The organism is Planctomycetota bacterium (assembly GCA_016235865.1).
Classification (GTDB): domain Bacteria; phylum Planctomycetota; class MHYJ01; order JACQXL01; family JACQXL01; genus JACRIK01.
In genome coordinates this window covers 207,148-229,932 of the sequence record JACRIK010000021.1, presented here as the reverse complement: position 1 = coordinate 229,932, position 22,785 = coordinate 207,148, and the positions used below count along the sequence as shown (strand labels likewise).

Here is a 22,785-nt window from a genome sequence, read left to right as displayed (position 1 = left end):
TGATGCCTAAAGAATCATCGCTCAAGAAACTATTCATCATCGACGGCTCGTCATATATCTATCGTTCCTTCCACGCTATCAGGAATCTGGCGTCCTCCAAGGGACTGCCCACCAACGCCATCTATGGATTCACCTCCATGCTTCTTAAGGTCATCAGCGATACCAAGCCGGAATACTTAGTCATGGCGTTTGATATGCCCGGCCCGACCTTCCGCAAGGAACTTTATTCCGACTACAAGGCCAACCGGCCTGAGATGCCGGACGAACTCAAGCCCCAGATTTCCTATATCAAGGACATTGTCCGGGCTTATAATATTCCGGTGGCCGAGAAGAGCGGCCTGGAGGCAGACGACCTGATCGGCAGTATCGCCAAAAAGGCGGAAAAAGAAGGATTTGACGTAGTAATTATCACCGGCGACAAGGACCTGACCCAGGTGGTCTCGGACCGCGTCACGCTCTGGGACACCATGAAAGACAAGCGCACCGGTCTGGCTGAGGTCCGAGAACGGTTCGGCACCATTGGCGATGGGATTACCGATGTCTTTGCCTTGATGGGCGACACCTCGGACAATATCCCGGGCGTCAAGGGCATCGGCGAAAAGACCGCGGTGGAACTGATTAAGCAGTTCTCATCCCTGGACAACCTGCTTAAGAACACGGCCCAGATAAAGAAAGAGAAGTTAAGGGAAACCCTCTCTAACCAAGAAAATATCAAACTGGCCCGGCTGAGCAAACAACTCAGCACCATAAAAATAGAGCCCGCTTTGGCTGGCGAGCCCGACAAATACCGGCCCGGCAAGCCCGACATTGAAAAACTACAGGCCCTGTTTAAAGAACTGGAATTCACCAAGTTCCTGAAAGAATTAGCGCCGGTAAAAACCGTCTCTTCCGAAAATTACCATCTGGTCATTGACCAGCAAACATTCGATAAATTATTAAGCGAACTGGCTAAGGCAAAGGAATTCGCCGTGGATGTGGAAACCAACTCACTGGAACCGGTCTCGGCCGATATCGTAGGTATCTCGCTGTCCTGCCAGGAACACGAGGCGTATTATATTCCCCTGAGGCACAATTACATCGGCGCGCCCAAGCAACTGCCGGTCAAGGACGTGCTGGCCAAACTCAAACCACTGCTGGCCGACCCGGACAAGCGCAAAATCGGCCAGAACCTCAAGTTTGATATGCAGGTCTTCGGACAGGCCGGCATTAAAATCGCCCAGCCGATTGACGACATTATGATTGCATCGTATATCCTGAATCCGGCCCGGCGCGGGCATAGTTTGGAGGATATCGCCCAGGAACTCCTGGGCCATCAAATCACTACCTATAAAGACGTGGTCGGCGCCGGAAAAAAGGAAATCACTTTCAACCAGGTTGAGGTCAACCAGGCCAGGGATTATTCGGCTGAGGATGCGGACATCACCTTCCTGGCCGGGAAAATCCTGCTGCCCCAGGTGAAGCAAGCCGGGCTGCAGGACCTCTACGCCAAACTGGAAATCCCGCTGATTGAAGTCCTGGCCGATATGGAAACTACCGGCGTCAGGATAGACACCGAATTCCTGTCCGAGTTATCCAAGGAATTCCAGGCCCGGATCGACCGGCTCAAGACAACTATCTACAAATCAGCCGAAAAGGAATTCAATATTGATTCGCCCAAACAGCTCCAGGAGGTTTTGGCTCCCCTGCTCAAGGAATTCGGCGCCCGGCGCATCAAGACCGGATTTTCCACGGACAATGAAACCCTGACCCGGCTATCATACAAACACGAACTGCCGGCTAAAATCCTGGAATACCGTTCCTTCTCCAAATTAGTCAATACCTATATTGACGCCCTGCCCCTGCTGGTCAATAAGAAGACCGGCCGGGTCCACACCTCCTATAACCAGACCATTACCGCCACCGGACGACTGAGCAGCAGCAACCCCAATCTCCAGAATATCCCGGTCCGGACCGAGGAAGGCCGACGCATCCGCGAGGCATTCATCCCGGCCAAAGGTTTCTTCCTGATTAGCGCGGACTATTCCCAGATAGAACTGCGCCTGCTGGCCCATTTCTGCCAGGATAAATCATTGCTGAACGCCTTTGAGACCAATCAGGATGTCCACACCAGGACCGCCTCGGAACTATTCTCAGTCTCGGAGGATATGGTCTCAAGCGATATGCGCCGCCTGGCCAAGACCATCAATTTCGGCATCATCTACGGTATGTCCTCGCACGGCCTGGCCACGGAGCTCAATATCAGCCACGGCCTGGCCCAGTCGTATATTGACAGTTACTTTGCCCGTTATCCGGGCGTCAAGGCGTATGTTGACAAATCCATCCAGCAGGCCCATCAGACCGGATTCATCACCACCCTCCTGGGCCGGAAACGGCAACTGCCGGAAATCAACAACCCCAACAAGGCGGTGAGCAGTTTTGCCGAGCGGGTGGCGGTCAATGCGCCGCTCCAGGGCACGGCCGCCGACCTGATGAAACTGGCTATGATAAATATCCACCAACGGCTGATTAAGGAATCACTCCGGACCCGGATGATACTGCAGGTGCACGACGAACTGGTCTTTGAAGTCCCGGCTGATGAGGAAAAGAAAGCCCTGCCGTTAATCCGCGACGAGATGGAAAACTTTAAAGGCGGCTTTAATGTGGAGTTATCCGTTCCGTTAAGGGTGGATATTTCCAGGGGCAAGAACTGGTCCGACCTGAAACCGGTCAGATAAAGAAATTTTCCATATTTCTCTTGATTTAACCTCGCATTGGGGTATAATTATATAGTAGACCCGTACACCAATACATTGGTGTGAGGGTAGAGGTCTAATAGAATGATTCCAGAATCGGACTCATCAAAACATTACCCCGGACACCTCATTAAAACTATCGCTGTAATCAGCATTGCCATTTCATTACTCCTGCTAAGTAACAGTTGTTTAAACCGCAAGAAATCCGGCGGAGGTTCCGGCAGCAGCGCTCCGATACCCGGAACTTTCCAGACCACCTGGCCAATTGACGGCTCTATTAATATTGACGTCTTCTCAACATCCGTGCCCGTAGCCTGGAACGCCTCAAGCAACGCCACAAGTTACATCCTGGAAATCGCCAAGGAGGATGATTTCTCAGCGGCTAATATGGTTTACTCCACCACCTTAGGACAAAATACCACCCAACAATCCGTTCCATTTGGCTTATTATGGGGCGGGGTCTGGTATTACTGGCGGGTCAAGGCCGTAAATGCCTATGGCACAACCATTTCATCGAATGACCCATCATGCTTTTATACATCAGCAGGCGGCACAGCACCAAACACATTCAACCTGGCTACGCCGGTTAATAATGATTCCGGAATGTCTTTAACCCCTGAATTCAACTGGACCAATGCGCCCAAGGAAACCAAATACACCATCTATCTAGATAACGACTCCGGTTTCGCCTCGCCGCTTTATACGGACACGACCAGGCCTGGTGACTTGAGTATCCAGATTCCAACCTCGGCCGGATTGACCGAAACAACCCGCTATTACTGGAAGGTAGATGCCTATAACCCATTCGGCATCCGGTCGTCTTCCACCTATTCCTTCGTGACCGGGCCGATAAAATCCTATACCATCACACCCACCGCCACTACCATTACCGCCGGCAATGGCGTGACCATGACTGTCACGGCCTACAATTCCAATAATGCGCTGGTCACCTCGCATAACCCATTTACCCTGACCATGAATTCCGGCACCGGCCTGACCTATTACAGTAATAATGCTTTAACCATTGCCAATTCCACCGGCACATATACCATGACTAACGGAACTGCCACGATCTATGTCAGGATAACCCTGGCCGGCTCAATGGTCCTTACTGCCACAGACCGGGCCGGACGCACCAAGGCATCTCCGACCCTGACCGTCAATGCCGGACCTGTTGCTACTGTAGTCGTGACCGGCTCGTCTTCCATAAACTCAGGTGTCCAATCTTCATCATATACGGCCGTATCCTATGACAGCAACAGCAATATTATCCCTGACACCTACACCTGGACCAAGGCCAATGGCACCGGTTCGGCCAATCTCAGTATCGATAAACTTACCGGCGTGCTCTCGGGCACGGTCAGCATCACCGTCACCTCCAACACTGCGCCGACCAAGTCCAGCGGACAGTCCGTAATAGTCCTGCCCGGCGCCATTAGCACAGTCACTGTAACCGGCTCTGACCCGATTACCTCAGGAATCCAAACCTCGTCATACACCGCGGTCTCGCGCGATGCCGCCGGTAACACTCTATCAGACACATACACCTGGTCTAATGCCAATGGCACCGGCACTGCCACCCGGAGTGTCGATAAACTCACCGGCGTCCTGGCCGGTACCGTTACCATCACCGCCACCTCGGTGGCTGCCCCGACCAAATCCGGCGGCAAGACCGTCACAGTGGCGCCCGGCGCGATTTCCACGGTCTCGGTCTCGGCGCCCAGCGGTTCCATCTCATCCGGCGTGGAATATACCTGCACCGCCGCATCCCGTGACGCGGCCGGCAATACCGTGACCGATACATTTACCTGGACCAAGTCCAACGGAACGGGCTCGGCTACGCTCAACGTAAATAGAATCACCGGCACATTAATCGGCACGGTCACTATTACGGCCACCTCGGTGGCGGTTCCGAGCAAATCAGGTAACAGCACCCTGACCGTGGTGCCGGGCTCAGTGGCTACGGTCACTGTGACCGGCTCTGACCCGATTACCTCCGGCATCCAGACATCATCATACACCGCGGTCTCGCGCGATGCCGCCGGCAATACGGTATCGGATACATATAACTGGTCCAATGCCAACGGAACCGGCACTGCCACCCGGAGTGTGGACAGGCTCACCGGCGTCTTATCAGGCACGGTCACCATCACCGCGACTTCGGTGGCGGCTCCGACCAAGTCCGGCGGTAAGACCGTCACCGTAATCCCCGGCGCCATTAACACAGTCACTGTGTCCGGCTCCGACCCGATTACCTCCGGTATCCAGACATCATCATATACCGCGGTCTCGCGTGACGCAGCCACTAATCAGGTGGCTGATACATTTACCTGGACCAACGCCAACGGTACCGGCACTGCCACCCGGAGTGTGGACAGGCTCACCGGCGTCTTATCAGGCACGGTCACCATCACCGCGACTTCGGCCTCATCCCCAACCAAGTCCGGCGGTAAGACAGTGTTAGTCATCCCCGGCGCCATTAACACAGTCACTGTATCCGGCTCCGACCCGATTACCTCCGGTATCCAGACATCGTCATATACCGCCACCTCTACAGATGCAGCAGGTAATCTTGTCTCGGACACATACACCTGGTCTAATGCCAATGGCTCGGGCACAGCCAACCGGAGTGTGGACAAACTCACCGGCGTCTTGTCAGGCACGGTTACCATTACCGCTACATCGGTATCTGCTCCAACCAAGTCCGGCGGTAAAACAGTCACGGTCATACCCGGCGCAGTCAATTCGGTCACGGTCTCAACACCATCTGGCTCCATCGGGTCTGGTGTGGAATATCTCTGTACTGCCACATCCAAAGACGCAGCCAACAACATTGTCCCTGACACCCATACCTGGACCAAAACAAACGGCACCGGCACGGCCACGCTCAATGTGGATAAACTCACCGGCTTATCAATCGGAACAGTGACCATTACCGCCACCTCGGTGGCGACCCCAACCAAAACCGCCAACCGGACCCTTACAATCGTTCCGGGCGGCATAAGTTATTACACGGTCGTACCGGCCAGTTCATCCGTAATATCCTGGAGCACCCAAAGCGCGGTTGTCACGGCTAAGGATATCTCTGATAATACGGTCAGCACCTCCACCGCCGTTACTATTACCACCGCCGTGGTCACAGCCACCCCGACCATTACCTTCTACACCAATAACTCATATATCACCACCACCGGCACTTATAACCTCAGCGGCGGAGTAGCCACCATTTATTACCGGGCCCGGCACGACGGCACGCCGCCGGACGGCTTCACCATCACAGCCATTGACGCCAACAGCAAGCAAGGCACCAGCACCGCGATTACGGTCAATAACCTGACCGGCCCGGCTAACCAGTTGCGCTGGGTCACCCAGCCCGCTTCGCCCCAGACAGCCGGTAATACCTGGAGCTCATTTAGTATTGAGGTAATCGATTCCTTCGGCAACCGCTGTGTCACGGATAGTTCTACGGTGATGACTATGGTTACCGCCACCGGCATAGGCGGATTTGCCTCCGGCTACACAACCACGGCATCGTCCGGCCTGGCCACCTTTGGTGCGCTAAAATATAATACCGCCGAGACCATCACTATCCGCGGCACATCAGGAGGTATTACTTCTACTGCAGTCAGCAACAGCATTGTCATAAATCCGGCCACAGCCAGCACCCTGGCATTTGTCCAGCAGCCCAGCACCACCACTGCCGGGCAAACCATCGCGCCGATAATTACCGTTCGGTCCACGGACGCATATAGCAACACCGTGCCGTCGGTTTCGATATCGCTCACCATCACTAACGGCACGGCCATAAGCGGCACGCTCACCAGGACCAGCGATGGCGCCGGCCTGGCCTCGTTTAATAATCTCAGTATGACCCTGGCCGGCACCTATGGCTTAAGCGCCTCGGCCATTGGTTGCACCACTACTGCCTCCGGTAACTTCACCATCAATCCGGCCAGCGCAAATAATATCATATTCGTCCAGCAGCCGACTGATACCACCGCCGGTCAGAGCATCTCGCCGGCCATGACCATCCGGGTCCGGGATGTCTATAGCAATTATGTACCCAGCGTCTCGGTATCTGTCACCACCACTAATGGAACATTAATGAGTGGCTCACTCGCACAAACTAGCGATTCATCGGGCCTGGCGACATTTAATAATCTGAGTATCACCCTGACCGGGACTTACGCCTTGAGCGCCTCGGCAATCGGTTGCACCACTACTTCCTCCAGCAATTTCACCATCAATCCGGCTAATGCCAGTAAACTGCTCTGGGTCACCCAACCCGCCTCGCCCCAGATTGCCGGCAGTTCCTGGGCCTCATTCAGCGCCGAGATTACCGACCAGTATAATAACCGGGTGGTGACCAATGCCAGCGTCACGGTCGTGACTGTCACCGGCACTACTGGATTCGCCTCGGGCAATACCGTGGCCGCATCCGGTGGAGTAGCTACATTTACAGCTACCACCTATAACCGGGCTGAGACCATCACCATCCGCGCTACCTCCGGCGCCCTGACCGCCACCTCAGCCAGCAATAGCGTTACCGTCAATCCGGCATCGCCCAATAAGTTGGCATTCGTCCAGCAACCGACCGATACAATCTCCGGCGCGGCCTTCGCCCCGGCGGTTACCGTCATCATCCGCGACCAATACGACAATAATGTTATCACGGCCACTAATCCGGTCTCTCTTACCGTCAGCGCCGGCTCCACACTCTCTGGAACCACCACCAATGTCCCGGCCTCCGGCGGCTTGGCCACCTTTACCGGCGTGACCGTTTACGGCATCGGCGCCAATCGAACCCTGACCGCCACCAGCGGCACCTTAATATCTGCCACATCCAGTCCGTTCTCGGTCACCGCCTCTGGTTCATCATCTACACTTACCTTTATCCAGCAGCCAACCGATACCAATGCCGGAAATACCATCTCTCCGGCCATAACAATCCTGGTCAGGGACCAAGTAGGCAATCCGGTTTCCAACACCGCGGTTTCAATAACAACCACCAACGGCACAACCATGGCCGGCACGCTCACCAGAAACAGCGACGCATCCGGCATTGCCACCTTTAATGATTTAAGTATCAGCCTGGCCGGCACCGGCTATGTCTTAAGCGCCACGGCGCTCTCCGGCACTATCAGCGCCACCTCAAATGCCTTTAATATAATCTCAGTCAGCACCGCGCCCATAGTCACCACTGACCCGGCCACGGTTATTACCGTAACTTGGGCCACCTTAAACGGCACGGTTAATCCCAACGGGAATAATACCGACTACTACTTTGAATGGGGCACCACCATCACCTACGGCAACAGCACCACCATCCAGAACGCCGGCAGCGGCACCTCAGACGTTCCGGTCAGTGTTACCCTGACTTCAACCTCTCTGGCCGCCAGCACCACCTACTACTTCAGGTTAAGGGCCACCAACTCCGGCGGCACCACACTGGGCGGAAACCTGACCTTTACCACCTATCCGGACTATCGCGGCTCAGGCGCAGACGGCCCGCTGACCGTTACCGGAACGTTTAATATAAATACTAACTGGAGCGGCAGCCGTACCCAGGCAGATGCCTGGAACTCACGGGTCTCAACCATGACTGCCAATACTGCCACATTGGTTGACGCCCCATCCGGCGCCATAAGCCCGGGCGACGAGGTTATCCTCATCTCATTAAAGGGCTCATCCACCGCCTTTACCAATACCGGCAACTATGAATTCCTGCGTGTCGCCTCAGTGGCCGGCAATGTCGTTACCTTTGCCTGGCCTAAAATCAGGTATTACGGCGACGCGACCGGCTCTGACGCCAATTGCGGATCCACCCAATATGTCATGCTCCAGCGCATACCCAATTACTCCGGCGTGGCCGTGCCCTGGGATACCAACCTAACCTGCAGCGCCTGGAACGGCGCGACCGGCGGCGTCCTGGCATTCCGTGGCCTGAACACCGTCTCAGTCGGCTCGACCGATACCCCGGCCACCAGAACGGCCTATGTCAGCGCCTATGGCGTGGGCCTCCGGGGCGGCACCGGAGTAGCTCGGAGTTCTAATGCGCCAGCTGGTGAAACCTATTTCGGCGGGCTCTATTCTTCAGGCGCGCAGGCCGGCTCATTCAGTTCTTATAATGGCGTGGCTACTCCAAATCCGGGCGGTGCAGGCGGCGGTAGCAGCGCCACAGATAGTTCTTCATCTACGGTCGGTTCAGTGGGCACGACTGGTCCGGCCGGTGGCGGCGGTGGCGCAGCATATTCTGTCTCTTATTTCAGTTTGGCCGGTGGCGGTGGCGGCGGCGGTTATGGCACAGTTGGTCAGCCCGGAGTCGGCACTATTTCCGGCACCATCACAGCCACGGCCGGTTCAGGTACGACCGGTGGCCGGGGCGGCGACCGTCTGGCTGGCGTTCCTTGGACTCCTGAAGCAGGCGGCGGCGGCGGCGGCGGCACCTATGGCGATACCACTCAATTGCCCTACCGGGCATACCTCGGTGCCGGCGGCGGCGCCGGCGGCGGTTCTTATGGCACGGGCGGAGAACAGACTGGCGGTTCGGGCGGCACAGGCGGCGGATTCATCTGTATCGGCGCCAATACCGTCATCGTTTATTACAATCAGGCCGGCTCTACTACGGACAATGCCTATATCTATGCCGGCGGCCTGGCTGGCGTCACTCCTAACACCGTGGCTCGTTCCTGCCCGGGCGGCGGCGGCGGCGGCTCAGGCGGCTCTATCTACATCCAGGCCAGCGTCATCACCAACCAGAATATCTACGGCATCGCCACCTTTGGCGGCACGGGCGGAACGTCTCCATATTATTCCGGCGGCGGCGGCGGCGCCGGACGGACCTATCTCCAATACGATTCATTCTCCGGCTATAGCCCGGCGCCCAGCACCGGACCGACGGTCAATACTAATTCAGCTGTCACCATCACCTATAACTCCGCGGTCCTGAGCGGCACGGTCAATCCCAACGGCGCTGATACCAATTACTACTTTGAGTGGGGAACCACCATCACCTACGGAAATACCACCGCGCTCCAGAACGCCGGCAACGGCACCATCGATGTCAGTGTTTCCGCGCCCATCACATCGCTGGTGGTCAGCACCACCTATTACTTCCGTATCGTGGCCACCAACAGCTCCGGCACCAGTTATGGCAGTCCCCTGTCGTTCACCACCATCCTGCCTGATTACCGCGGCTCAGGCGCAGATGGACCGATTACCGTTACCAGCGGCTTTAACATCAATACCCAGACACAGCAGACAACCAGAACCGGAACTGCTGATGCAGTCATCTGGACCATAGATGTCAATATCCCGTCCGGCCAATCCACCATCTCATCCACCGGTGCCCGGCCGACCGGATTTGCCGTCAATGACGAGGTCATCATCATCAATCTCCAAGGCACGGCATCCAGTTACACCAATGTCGGGCTATACGAATTCAAGCGCATCATCGCCCTGCCGGATAACTATTCTATCACTCTCGTTTCTCCGCTGACCAATTCCTATAACGGCACGACCCAGCGGATAATTGTCCAGCGCGTACCCAATTACACCGATGTCACCATCTCCGGAAGCAGTTCTGAGCTTTTTTGTAATTACTGGAATGGCTCAACCGGAGGCGTTATGGCCTTTAGGGCCAACGGAACTATCACCATCAACTCCACTTGTTATATAAACGCCTCAGCCAGAGGCCATAGAGGCGGGACAGGAACTACATGTAATGGCAGCTCAGAAGCCGGTGAATCATATATCCAACCCCGATATGCCTCAGGCGGCACGGCCACCAGTTCCTCAGCCACGAACGCGCAGAGCCAGAATCCGGGCGGCGGCGGCGGCGGCGGCGGCTATTCAACCAACGGCACCATCTCTTATACAGGAAATGCTGCAGCCGGCACCATTGGTCCGGCCGGCGGTGGTGCGGGTGGCTTGTATGACACATCCGGAAATGGCTTCTATTTTGGCGGAAGCGGAGGAGGCGGAGGATATGGAAGTGTCGGACTGGCCTACGGGGTCGGCTCGCCCGGCTCAAGCACAATCGGCGGCGCCGGCGGTCAGGGCAGCTCTGATTTTGGCGCCGATGCCGGCGGCGGCGGTCTCTATGGTGATTCCACCCAGTTAAACAGACGCGCCTATCTCGGGGCCGGCGGCGGGGCCGGTGGCGGTGTTAGTGATGATTATGCTGAAGTCATATCCGGCACCAATGCCGGGACCGGCGGCGGATTCCTGTTCATCGGAGCCAATGTCATCTCCAACACCGGCTATATTATCGCCAATGGCGGCGTTGGAATAGATTATTATGAAGCCACTTACGCAACGGCCGGCTTAGGTGGTGGCGGGGCCGGCGGCTCGGCTGTTTTACGAGTTAATACCATTACCAATTCAGGCACCATCTCAGCTAATGGCGGACGGGGCGGACAGGACGGATGGGGCGATTATGGCGGCGCAGGCGGCGCCGGTCGGCTCTACTACGAATGTAACGGCTATTCAGGCAACACCCCCCAGACCAGAAACGGCTCAGCCGTAGAACAGTCAACATATTACTACGCCGGCGCGCCGAATGAATAGACCTACCTTCTTTTATCCCTGGATTATAGGCCTAAATCCATGTATTTAAGCTCGAAATACACTGATTTTAAGCCGAAATCAATTGATATATATCCGGTATCAACTGATGTCAAGCCGGTATCAACTGATATCAAGCCGAAATGCCGTATTTAGGCCAGGTCCTGGGCATCAAACACCGGGCCGTCTTCGCAGACCGTGGCATACCCTTTGGTAGTCCGGCAGACGCACACCCGGCATAAACCCACGCCGCAGGCCATCCGGGCTTCCAGGGAAAGCTGGGCTGGGATGTTCCGGGCTATGGCGAGTTTCCGGACGGCCTCAGACATTCCACGAGGACCGCAGGCATATAAAGAAATGCCTAATGACGAAGGCCTAATGACGAATTTGTTCAGGAAATTCTCTAATGAAGAGGTAATTAGACCTTTAGTACCCAAAGAGCCATCTTCGGTGGCTACGACTATGTCCTTAGATAGCTTTTTGAAGTCAGGCAACAAGCACAGGTCGTCTTTGCTCCGGGCGCCGATAAAGACATAGATGTTCTTTATCCGCTGGACCGTCATTTCCTTTAATAGCAGATATAATCCGGCCGCGCCGATACCACCGCCAACCAGGACATGCATCCCAATCTTCTTATCTATTTTAAATCCGTTGCCCAGTGGACACAAGACCCAGACTTTGTGGCCCGGCCTAAGATACGACATCAATTCCGTGCCTTTGCCCACTACCTGATAGACCACCTCAATAACCCTACCCTTATCTTTCACGTCAAATATGGTAAACGGCCTGGGCAGGACGTGTTCTTTCGACTCTAACCTGATATGCACGAACTGGCCCGGAATAACCTTTTTGACTGGTTTATTCAACGCCAGCGCCATCCGGAAATATTTGCACGCCCTGCCCTTTTGCAGTGGCTTGTTGGATATCACCCTGGCATCTATTGTTGACTTTATTGTCATTATTATCTGCTTAATCTGCGAAATCTGTGTAATCTGTGGTTGCTATTTCTTCCTGAAGTCCATCACTTCCAGGACTACTACTCCCTCGCTCATCCGCTTGACCAGTCCGCCCGGCACCTCATCGGACATCCAGACCCGGATGCCGTTGCTTTCCATGACATTGCAGTTTACGGTCTTGCCGGCAATGATGAGCTGTTCCTGAGCCAGAGCTACGGCGCCGGCCGGCGGACGCTTGGGCACATTGAGCGGCACAATCATCTTGCCCTTGGGCTCCCAGCCGTCATCGGTCAGGGCCGACGATTCAACCAGCACCTGGCCGGGCTTGACGTCAATCACGGTCTGCTTTTCCTGCACGGTCTTGCCGTCCGGCATAATCATTTTATACTGGACGAAACTCCCCACACCGCATCCGGCCCAGGGATAGGCCGGCACCAGCGGCACGCCGGTTGACTGGCAACCCAGCGCCAGAAATATCAGCATTAACCCTATCAACAATCTAACTCTGACCATATCAATCAGGATATATTTTATTATGCGTCCTATCAAGAAAATCTTTCACCACAGAGACACCCGGATTATCCGCTAAATCAGCAAAATCTGTTTAATCCGTGTACGCATTTAATCTTTATTCAATATCTTTCCCCTCATCTGTTTCATCAACGACTGGAAATAATAAACATTATGCATAGACAGCAAGGTCGGACCAAGCATCTCCTCTGACTGGAACAGATGCCTCAGGTATGACCGGGTGAAATTGGTACAAGTGTAGCATTTGCACTCCGAGTCCAGCGCAGATTGGTCTGACTGGTATTGCAGGTTCCTAATCCTAATACTACCGTTAGCGGTAAACCCATAGCCATTGCGTCCGTTGCGGGTAGGCAGAACGCAGTCAAACAGGTCCACACCCAACTCCACGGCCTTGACTATATCCTCAGGCGTACCCACGCCCATCAGATAGACCGGGTATTCCGGCGGGATTAAATGCCTGATGGCCCTAATGGATTCGAACATCAGTTCACTGCCCTCGCCCACGCTTAAGCCACCGATGGCCAGACCGGTAAATCCCATATCCAAGAGCGATTTGGTGGACAGCTCACGCAGGTCTTTAAATATCCCGCCCTGGACAATACCCAGGAGCATCTGGTCCGGACGGCTCTTGGCCTTGAGGCATGCTTGAGCCCATTTTATACTGCGCAGGGTAGCCTCTTTGGTGGCTTCGTATGTCGCCGGATAGGCCACGGGCTGGTCAAACTGGACGATGATATCCGCGCCCAGCGCTTCTTCTATCTCCATCACCTTTTCCGGTGTGAACATGATGGTGTCGCCGTTAATCGGGTCCTTGAATTCCACGCCGTCGTCCGATACCTCGGTTAATTCCGCCAGCGAGAACACCTGGAACCCGCCGCTGTCGGTCAGAATCGGGCCGGGCCAATTCATGAACCTATGCAGTCCACCCATCTGCGCCACTATCTTCTCGCCCGGCCTGCGATGCAAATGATAAGCGTTGCAGATAAGCACCGAGACGTTACAGTCCTTTAATTGCTGTGGTGTGAGCGCCTTGACCGTAGCGTTGGTGCCGACCGGCATAAACGCCGGGGTGCGGATTGGTCCATGCGGGGTATTCCATTCCCCGGACCGGGCCTGGGATGATTTATCCTTAGCGATGATATTGAAACTGAATGCTTCGTTCATTTTATTAATTACTATATGCTCTACGCACTTAGGCTGTCCCCAAAGTGTCAGTGCGAGAAGCGGAGCGACGAAGCAATCTCGCATTCCCCGCAGAAAATAGAGATTGCCACGCTCCCTTCGATCGCTCGCAATGACAAAATGGGGCTTTTTAGACAGCCTGCTCTATGCTAATAAATCTTAACCACCCTGGCCTGGGGGTAATAATACTCCAGGACCTGGAGCGGGGTGAATCCGTTTTCGGACATGCCGCGCGTGCCTTCCTGGCACATACCGACAGCATGGCCCCAGCCCCGGCCGGTGAATTCGAACAAGACGCCTTTCTTAGTCACCTTAAAAAGCGTGCTCTTGAGTTTATTGGGATTCAGGGCAATCCTGAATTTCTGGGCCTGGAAGGTAATCGGCTCGGCCCGGCCGGATATTTTAAGCGCCAGTTCCACGATATGCCCGCCCGGCGCAACCTTGGTTATCAATATATCATCGATTTCGCCTTTCAGGTCCAGCGCCTTGATAATCTCCGGCTGGGTGAATTCAACCTTCCACTGCGAGTGCTTGGAATGGTAACAGAAACCGCAGGGGCGTCCCTTAAGCGGCGGAACAACCGTTCCGCCCCAGACCAAATCACCGGGCTCGGTATGCCCACCGCAGGTATCATGGAACAGGCAGTTGAAAATCATGGCATCATAACTCAGGATAATGCCCCGGGTCTGTTCTGCGGCTTGCCTGGTCTTGGGACCGGTCCGCTCCTCGCCCCGATAGACCTGGGAATAGATGTCGTCGGTCAGGTCATAGTCAAACAGCTTCTTGGACTGCCCCACGGCCGATTGCTTGATGCGGTAAAAAGCAAATGACCGGGCCGATATGGCCTGAGCCGCCAGCGAATCCTGGGGCCAAGATTCGTCCATCTCGTTGGAGACCACGCCGGGCAGGTAACTTTCCATATCAATGATATTGACCAGAGCAATCTTGTTATTGGGCAGGGCCTTTATCCTCAGGCGACCCTTGTAATTCCGTTTGCCCACCAAAATCAGGGCTGAACTGCTGGCCGGCACCAGCACGATATCATTGCCAAAGAAATTGCTTACCCCGCCCAGCACGATATCGCCGTCATTGTTTGATACCTTGACCGGCTCAAACATGGCATTCTGCTTTGATAACGGCTGCGGGCCAATGAATTTATTGGCCCGATTGTCCAGATAAGGATATAAGGCATAGGCAGCGCCGACCTTGATAACGGCCGAATCAGCATTGCCGTATTCGGCCAGCAAAACCTGTAGATACGGCGGCTCGCTCAATACCTTTTTGGCCGTCTCATAGCGGTAAAACGATGACGCCGAGCCGTTGGAAGCGCAGCCGGCAACCAAGATTATTACCGCAAAGGCACAAAGGAACACCAGAACAGGCGCCTTATTTCCTGTATCCTGCATCCTGCATCCTGTATCCTTATTTTTTGTTATATCTCTCATACTCGCTGAACACACACCCGCAATACTGCTGGCGGTATAACTGGCGTTTCTTGGCCAGTTCTTTGCATTCATGATACAAATCGGTCACTACCTCATACTTAAAACCAATTCCAACTGCCTTGGCAACCTTTTCTCCGATATTTCTAATAGCGTCCTGGTCCTGTTGCGGGCTGACCATCAGGGTCGAGGCGAACGAATCGCATCCTAATTCCCTGGCCTTCTGGGCGGTCTTAATCAACCGCATCTCATAGCATTTCAGGCATCGGTTCTTTTCGTATATCTTCGCATAAGGCGCCACGGCAACCAGGAATTCATCCAACCCATAGGAGGTCTCATAATGTATCGGCATTTTCTCCTGCTCGGATAAGACCTCAACCGCCCTCAAGCGTTTCCGGAATTCCATAAATGGGTGGATATTGGGATTATAAAAGTAGCCGGTAACCTTAATGCCATCCTGCTTAAACTTATTGATTAATCCCACGGCACACACTCCGCAGCAGATGTGAAGAAGCAGATTGTTCATAATAATATTCTGCCAAAATTTGTTAACATATTCCAAGATATTTGCTTTAATTTATGGTCGTAGTGCTTTAGAGAAGTAGGATGAGCCCAGCCCCTCCTTATAAAGATTAAGGAAGGACTGGGTTAGTATAGAAATTGAGGGGCTGGGTGAAGATTGCAATTACCGGCAAGGGCGGCGTGGGCAAGACCACTATCGCATCCCTTCTGGCCAATGCCTGGGCCAAAGCCGGCTACAAGGTTCTGGCCATCGACGCCGACCCGGTGACCAGTCTGGCCGGCGCGCTGGGATTTCCCGAACCCGACAAAATCATCCCCTTAAGCGAGATGTCCGGACTGATTGAGGAACGCACCGGCGCCAAGCCCGGCACGCTCGGACAGATGTTCAAACTCAATCCCACAGTGGACGACCTGCCTGATAAGATTGCCCATGAACATAACGGCATCAGGTTAATCGTCATGGGCGGAGTCACCACCGGCGGCGGCGGCTGCGTCTGTCCGGCCAGCGCCCTGATTAAAACACTGGTCAGGCACATCCTACTGGAGCGCAATGAACGGGTCATCATTGATATGGAAGCCGGGGTGGAACACCTGGGCCGGTCCACGGCTGATGCGGTTAACTGGATGATTACCGTAGTCGAGCCGGGCCTGCGCAGTATCCAGGCCGCGCACCGAATCAAAACACTGGCCGAACAAATCGGGATAAAGAACCTGGCGGCCGTCGGTAATAAAATCAGGTCGCCGGAAGACCGGCAATTTATTACGAAATACCTTGACAAAATTAAATTAATCGGGAATATTCCCTATTCCGATTCAATAAACGGTTTAGATAAGAAAGAAACAGCAGTGATGGACCAGCAGGTGAATCATGAGGTCACATCCATCATAGAATTTTTGGAGCATAGCAAAAACCCATCTAATCAATACCAGAATAGATAAGGAGAACTGTTTATGAGCGCAGTCGTGAAAGAAGACACTAACCCCAAAGGTAAAGAAGCCCCATCTGTCTGTGAAGCCACTATAGAAATGTTAAAATACGCCGAGGCCGCTAATTATGACACGGCATTCCAGCGGGCGCAGAAGGTCAAGCCCTGCCCCATCGGCGAAGTCGGCGCCTGCTGCAAGCATTGCGGCATGGGACCCTGCCGGTTCAATCCCAAGAAACCGGACGAGGTCAAGGGCGTCTGCGGCGCGGATATCAACACGGTGGCAGCCCGTAATTTCTGCCGGATGATCGCCGCCGGCACCGCGGCCCACTGCGAGCACTCCCGCCACGTCTGCCATACATTCATCTCCGCGGCCAAGGGAGAAGTCCCCGGCTACCAGATTAAGGATACCGTAAAACTAAATAAAGTCGCGGCTGATTTCGGCATAGACACCAAAGACAAGCCGAGCAACAAGGTCGCCGAAGAACTGGGCCAGAAAGCCCTGGCTGAATTCGGCACGGAAAAAGGGCTTCAGATGATTAAACGCGCGCCGGCCAAGCGCCAGGAAATCTGGAACCAGACCGGCGTCACACCCCGCGGCATTGACCGGGAAATCGTTGAGATGATGTCCCGGACCCATATCGGCGACGATGCCGACTACAAAAACCTGCTCCTCCAGGGCAGCCGCTGTTCAATGGTGGACGGCTGGGGCGGCTCGATGATTGCCACCGAACTCCAGGATATTATGTTCGGCACACCGGTGCCGGTGCGCAGCCAGGTCAACCTGGGCGTGCTGAAAAACGACCAGGTTAATATTGTTGTCCACGGCCATAATCCGCTGATGGCCGAGATGGTCACCGTGGCCAGCCGCGACCCGGAACTGGTCAGCCTGGCCAAACAAAAAGGCGCCAAGGGCATCAACCTGGCCGGGATGTGCTGTTCGGGCAACGAAATCCTCCTGCGCCACGGCGTGCCGCTGGCCGGGAATTTCCTCCAGCAGGAACTGGCCATCGCCACCGGCGCGGTCGAAGCCATGGTCGTAGACGTCCAGTGTATTATGCCGGCCCTGGGCAAACTGGTTGAATGCTTCCACACCAAACTGATTACCACCTCGCCCACGGTCAAAATCCAGGGCGCCACCCATATTGAATTCGACGAGCACGACGCCCTGAATATCGCCAAGAAGATTGTCACGGTCGCCATAGAAAATTACCCCAAGCGCGGCAAGACCAATATCCCCAACAAGGTCACGGACCTGATAGCCGGATTCTCGCACGAGACGATTAATTATATGCTGGGCGGCTCGTTCCGTGGTTCATACCGCCCGCTCAATGACAACATCATCAACGGCCGGATTCGCGGCGTGGTCGGCGTGGTCGGATGCAACAATCCCAGGGTCAAACACGATGACGTCCATCTCAAACTGGTCAAGGAACTGATTGGCAACGACATCCTGGTGGTCCAAACCGGCTGTTCGGCCATTGCCTGCGCCAAGGAAGGACTGCTGGTGCCCGAAGCCGCCAAATTCGCCGGCAAGGGACTGCGCGAGGTCTGCGAGGCAGTCGGCATGCCGCCGGTGCTGCATTGCGGCGCCTGCGTGGATAACAGCCGCATCCTGGTGGCTTGCTGCGAGATGGTCAAGGAAGGTGGGTTAGGAACAGACCTGTCTGACCTGCCGGTAGCCGGCTGCGCTCCGGAATGGATGAGTGAAAAGGCCATTGCCATCGGCCAATACTTTGTCACCTCAGGCGCGCTGGTTGTCTTCGGCGCCACCTGGCCGACCATGGGCAGCCCGACCATGACCAAATACATATTTGAAGAATACGAAAAGATATATAAAGGCAAGTGGGCGTTTGAGCCGGATGCCGGCAAGATGGCCGCCATGATTATTGACCATATCAACAAGAAGCGCGAAGCCCTCGGTATCCAGAAGGCGCAGGAGCGCAAACTTTATGATATGGATGCCCGGAGAGATTTGACAGTATAAAAGATATGATAGAAGAAAATAATCAACAAAAAGAAGTCATGGAACAGGCCATGGCTAATGTTTTAAGAAGAGATAGACAACTAAAAAATACATGGACAATTTTTATAGGCGGTTTACTTGGTTGTGGGGCTCCAATAGTTGCTATCTACGGGCTTATTTTTCTCCTGATAAACAGAGAACCATTCCCAAGAAAAACATTGGCTATTATAGGAACTGTTATTGCTTGGATATGGACACTTCTCTTAATCGTGTATATACTGATTATTGCACTCACTAAATAATTTAGAAGGAGTTTAATTTATGTCCAAAATAATCGCTACTAAAGCTATCCGGGGCGCGCACAAATTAGTCGCCCGGGCCGAGAAAGAACTCAGCGAAGCATTAAAGAAACACGGCGCCGATAAGAAGGTGGAATTTCCTAACACCGGCTATTACCTGCCGATTTCACACGGCATACTGGGAATGAATATCGCCAAGGTCGGCCAGTTGACCGAGCTGCTCCAGGAAGCCCAGAAACTGCTCCATCCGGTGCCGGATGAAAAGCACTGGGTGCCCTATCTGGGCCACACCCTTGACGCCGGGATGGCCACGCTCTTTGCGGACGAGATTATTGAGGCATTAAAATACCTCCAGGACCCGCTGCCCTACGTGGTCGGCGAGAACTGCCCGGAAGAAGGCGATTTCTGGCTGGGCGCGGCTGATGATATTATCATGAGAAAACGCGGCGTGGAATTCGTGGACGGAAGCGCCCCGGGCTTTGCGGCCTGCGTCGGCGTCTGCCCATCTACCGAAGTCGCCGTAAAAATAGCCCGGGAGCTTCAGGAGAAAAACCTGTATGTATTCCTGGCGGCCGGCAATAATGGAAAAAGCATGGCCGGCCAACTGCGCGAGGCCGGAGTCCAGATGGGCTGGGAAACGCGATTAGTGCCGCTGGGCAACGATTCAACCGCGGCCATCCACGCGGTCGGATTTGCCACCAGAGCCGCCCTGGCATTCGGCGGCGTCAAGCCCGGCGATTACCAACGCATCCTGAAATACAACAAAAACCGCATATTCGCATTCGTCCTGGCATTCGGCGAGGTGGATGATGAAAAGCACGCCCAGGCCGCCGGCGTTATCAATTACGGATTCCCGGCCATCTCCGAAACCGACATTGGGCAAATCCTGCCCACCGGCGTTTGCACCTACGAACACGTAGTCTCGCCGGTGCCGGCTGATAAGATGATTGCCAAAGCCATTGAAGTCAGAGGATTAAAACTCCATATTGCCAAGATACCCATCCCGGTTTCTTACGGTGCGGCATTTGAAGGCGAACGGATTCGGGGCGAGGACACCTACGTGGAAATGGGCGGTAATAAAACCCCGGCATTTGAATTCGTCACTACCAAGGACGCCAACGAAGTTACCGACAATAAAATAGAAATAATCGGCCCGGAAATAACCGACATCAAGGAAGGCACCATGCTGCCCATCGGCATTGTCGCCGAGGTTTCCGGCCGCAAGATGCAGGCCGACTTCGAGCCGATTCTGGAGCGGCGCTTGCACAACTTCATCAACGAGGCCCAGGGCGTATTCCACATGGGCCAGCGCGAAATTATCTGGATTCGCATCAGCAAGGAAGCCAAGGCCAAGGGTTTTAAACTGGCCCACATCGGCACGATTATCCACGCCCAGTTCCACAACGAATTCGCCTCCATCGTGGACAAGGTCCAGGTCAAGATATACACCAAGGAAGCGGACGTCTTGAAGATGCGCGATGTAGCCCGGGCGGTCTATAGTAAACGGGACGAACGGGTCGGCTCGATGACCGACGAATCAACCGACACATTTTATTCCTGCCTGCTCTGCCAGAGTTTCGCGCCGACCCACGTCTGCGTGGTCTCACCGGAGCGGACCGGCTTATGCGGCTCGTATAACTGGTTCACCTGCAAAGCGGCGTTTGAGATTAATCCGCGCGGGCCGAACCAGCCGGTACCCAAGGGCGACGTGATTAACGCGCTCAACGGACAATGGACCGGCTGTAACGAATTCATCGCCCAAGCGTCGCGCAAGGCCATCCAGGCCATGAGCGCCTACAGCATTATGAACGACCCGATGACCTCGTGCGGATGCTTTGAATGCATTGCCGCGGTCCTGCCCGGCGCCAACGGCGTAATGACCGTCAGCCGGGAATTCGCCGGGATGACGCCGTCCGGAATGAAGTTCTCCACCCTGGCCGGCACGGTCGGCGGCGGACAGCAGATACCCGGATTTGTCGGGCACGGCAAACGTTATATCGTCAGCAAGAAATTCCTCCTGGCCGAAGGCGGCATCAAGCGGCTGGTCTGGCTGCCCAAAATCCTCAAGGAAGAACTCAAGGACCTGATTAACAAGCGGGCCGCGGAAGAAGGCGTGCCGGGACTGCTGGAAATGATGGCGGACGAAACAACGGCGACTACTGAAGAAGAAGTGATTGCGCACCTGCAGAAAACCGGGCATCCGGCGCTGGCCATGCCGCCGATTATCGGGTAGTTAGTCCGTACGGGCGTTACGACCGAAGGGAGTCCCGTAGGGACTGCCTATTATCCCGTCGAATGACGGGATTATTGGGTAGACATAAAAGTAAATCCCCCTCTCCTATCCTCTCCCCGCTGGGGAGAGGGAAAGGGTGAGGGGGTTTTTTATTACATAATGTAGCCAACGACCGTAATCCACATCGTAAAAGTCGCAATCCACGGCCCGCCGACTGATTCCAGAGTGTACTCAATCGTCCTCGGCCCGGTGCCTACGACCAGCGGCACGATTCCGCTATTGGCCATCATAGAATTCTGTCCGGGCGCCATCCCGACGCCGAGCGCATCCCGCTGGTCAGCATTAGTTCGCACCCGGAAGAACGCCCGACCTGATGTAAACGCCTGATTGAAGATGCCCAGTTGCAGGAGCACTGCCTTGGCATTAGCCGGAACCCAGACCGAAAGGTCAAAGGTTGTGTAAGGAATATCCGCGCTAATACTGGTTAAGTAAAGCACATCAGCCGAACTGCGGGGATTACCTGACTGTCCCTCCGCGCCCCAGACGAATCTATCACCGCCACCAACGCCCGGCGCTAATTTCTCGGCGGTCACCGCGCCGTCTGCGAGCTTATCGGTTATGACTTCCCCGTTGATAATCTTCTCGCGGTTGATGCTGTTGGATGCAATCTGGGTATAGCCGATGTCGTAATCCTTGATTTTAGCGCCGGTCACGGCCTTGTTGGCAATCTTGGCGGTCTCTACTGCGCTTGTCGCAAGTTTAGCGGCAGTAATTGCGCTGGATGCAATCTTCTGGGCGATTATTGAGGCATCGGCAATTTCATCGGTTGTCACCGCAGGCGTGATAGGCCTTGCTACTGAAGGCGGGGTAAATGATAACTTGGCCTGGGTTATTGCGCCATTGGCAATCTTCTCGGTGGTGACAGCGTTAGCGCCCAGTTTTTCTGCCGTGACTGCACCTGGGCCGATTTTGGGACCGGTTACTGCCCCGAAAACAATCTTTTCAGTAGTCACGCTATCTGTTGCCAACTTACTACTGATTACCGCGCCAGGTGCAATCTTATCCGTAGTAACTGACGCATTGGAAATCTTTTCAGTGATGACGCTGCTTACTGCCAGCTTACTGCTATCTACAGCCGCAGATGCAATTTTAGGCGTGGTGACACTGGCATCCTTCAAGCGGGAAGTACTGACCTGTTTCTCGCCGATTTTGTCGCGGGTGACAGACGCATTGGCTATCTTCACTGTGGTAATACAGTCATCCTGTAGTTTGGCAGTAGCCACCTGGGCATCGCCTATCTTCGGCGTGGTCACTGCGCCGTTAGCGATGTGTTCGGTCTTGACCTCATTAGGTAATAATGGCATAAAAATAATCTCTCCAAATCCCCCTTTACCCCCCTTTGAAAAAGGGGGGCTGGGGGGATTTAATTCG

At 54.6% G+C, this 22,785-nt stretch carries 12 protein-coding genes; 6 read left to right on the top strand and 6 right to left on the bottom strand.

Translation table 11 applies throughout. The features are described 5' to 3' along the window. Positions 1-2 precede the first annotated feature (2 nt). Complete coding sequence (gene polA, locus HZA49_06920) at positions 3-2,714, top strand: DNA polymerase I (protein MBI5779172.1); 2,712 nt, start codon at positions 3-5, stop codon at positions 2,712-2,714. A 102-nt stretch (positions 2,715-2,816) separates the two neighbouring features. Then, a complete protein-coding gene (locus HZA49_06915; protein MBI5779171.1) occupies positions 2,817-11,300 on the top strand; it encodes a hypothetical protein in 8,484 nt (2,827 codons plus the stop codon). 149 nt (positions 11,301-11,449) lie between these two features. Here the strand turns inward: HZA49_06915 and HZA49_06910 are convergent, their stop codons facing one another. The 5 genes from HZA49_06910 to HZA49_06890 all read right to left on the bottom strand — a co-directional run bounded on the left by HZA49_06910 (position 11,450) and on the right by HZA49_06890 (position 15,934). Beyond that, positions 11,450-12,256 (bottom strand): dihydroorotate dehydrogenase electron transfer subunit, encoded by an 807-nt coding sequence (locus HZA49_06910; GenBank protein ID MBI5779170.1) that lies wholly within the window; start codon positions 12,254-12,256, stop codon positions 11,450-11,452. Between the two features lie 42 nt (positions 12,257-12,298). Beyond that, positions 12,299-12,766 carry a hypothetical protein gene (locus HZA49_06905; GenBank protein ID MBI5779169.1) on the bottom strand — a complete coding sequence of 156 codons (468 nt, stop codon included), beginning with the start codon at positions 12,764-12,766 and terminating at the stop codon, positions 12,299-12,301. A gap of 108 nt (positions 12,767-12,874) precedes the next feature. After that, a complete protein-coding gene (gene tgt / locus HZA49_06900) occupies positions 12,875-13,948 on the bottom strand; it encodes a tRNA guanosine(34) transglycosylase Tgt (protein ID MBI5779168.1) in 1,074 nt (357 codons plus the stop codon). A gap of 167 nt (positions 13,949-14,115) precedes the next feature. After that, a complete protein-coding gene (locus HZA49_06895; GenBank protein ID MBI5779167.1) occupies positions 14,116-15,411 on the bottom strand; it encodes a SpoIID/LytB domain-containing protein in 1,296 nt (431 codons plus the stop codon). After that, a complete protein-coding gene (locus HZA49_06890) occupies positions 15,389-15,934 on the bottom strand; it encodes an epoxyqueuosine reductase QueH (GenBank protein ID MBI5779166.1) in 546 nt (181 codons plus the stop codon). The genes HZA49_06895 and HZA49_06890 overlap by 23 nt, the downstream gene beginning before the upstream one ends. 146 nt (positions 15,935-16,080) lie before the next feature. Between HZA49_06890 and HZA49_06885 the strand changes: the two genes are divergently transcribed. Genes HZA49_06885 through cdhC form a run of 4 tightly spaced genes read left to right on the top strand, consistent with a single transcriptional unit; the run spans position 16,081 to position 21,354 of the window. After that, positions 16,081-16,869 carry an AAA family ATPase gene (locus tag HZA49_06885; protein ID MBI5779165.1) on the top strand — a complete coding sequence of 263 codons (789 nt, stop codon included), beginning with the start codon at positions 16,081-16,083 and terminating at the stop codon, positions 16,867-16,869. Between the two features lie 12 nt (positions 16,870-16,881). Next, positions 16,882-18,843 carry an anaerobic carbon-monoxide dehydrogenase catalytic subunit gene (cooS, locus tag HZA49_06880; GenBank protein MBI5779164.1) on the top strand — a complete coding sequence of 654 codons (1,962 nt, stop codon included), beginning with the start codon at positions 16,882-16,884 and terminating at the stop codon, positions 18,841-18,843. 5 nt (positions 18,844-18,848) lie between these two features. Beyond that, on the top strand, positions 18,849-19,124 hold the full coding sequence (locus tag HZA49_06875) for a hypothetical protein (protein MBI5779163.1): 276 nt from the start codon (positions 18,849-18,851) through the stop codon (positions 19,122-19,124). A gap of 19 nt (positions 19,125-19,143) precedes the next feature. Then, a complete protein-coding gene (cdhC, locus tag HZA49_06870; GenBank protein ID MBI5779162.1) occupies positions 19,144-21,354 on the top strand; it encodes a CO dehydrogenase/CO-methylating acetyl-CoA synthase complex subunit beta in 2,211 nt (736 codons plus the stop codon). A gap of 152 nt (positions 21,355-21,506) precedes the next feature. On the opposite strand, the gene HZA49_06865 is transcribed toward cdhC, so the two are convergent. Further along, complete coding sequence (locus tag HZA49_06865) at positions 21,507-22,718, bottom strand: hypothetical protein (GenBank protein MBI5779161.1); 1,212 nt, start codon at positions 22,716-22,718, stop codon at positions 21,507-21,509. Positions 22,719-22,785 lie beyond the last annotated feature (67 nt).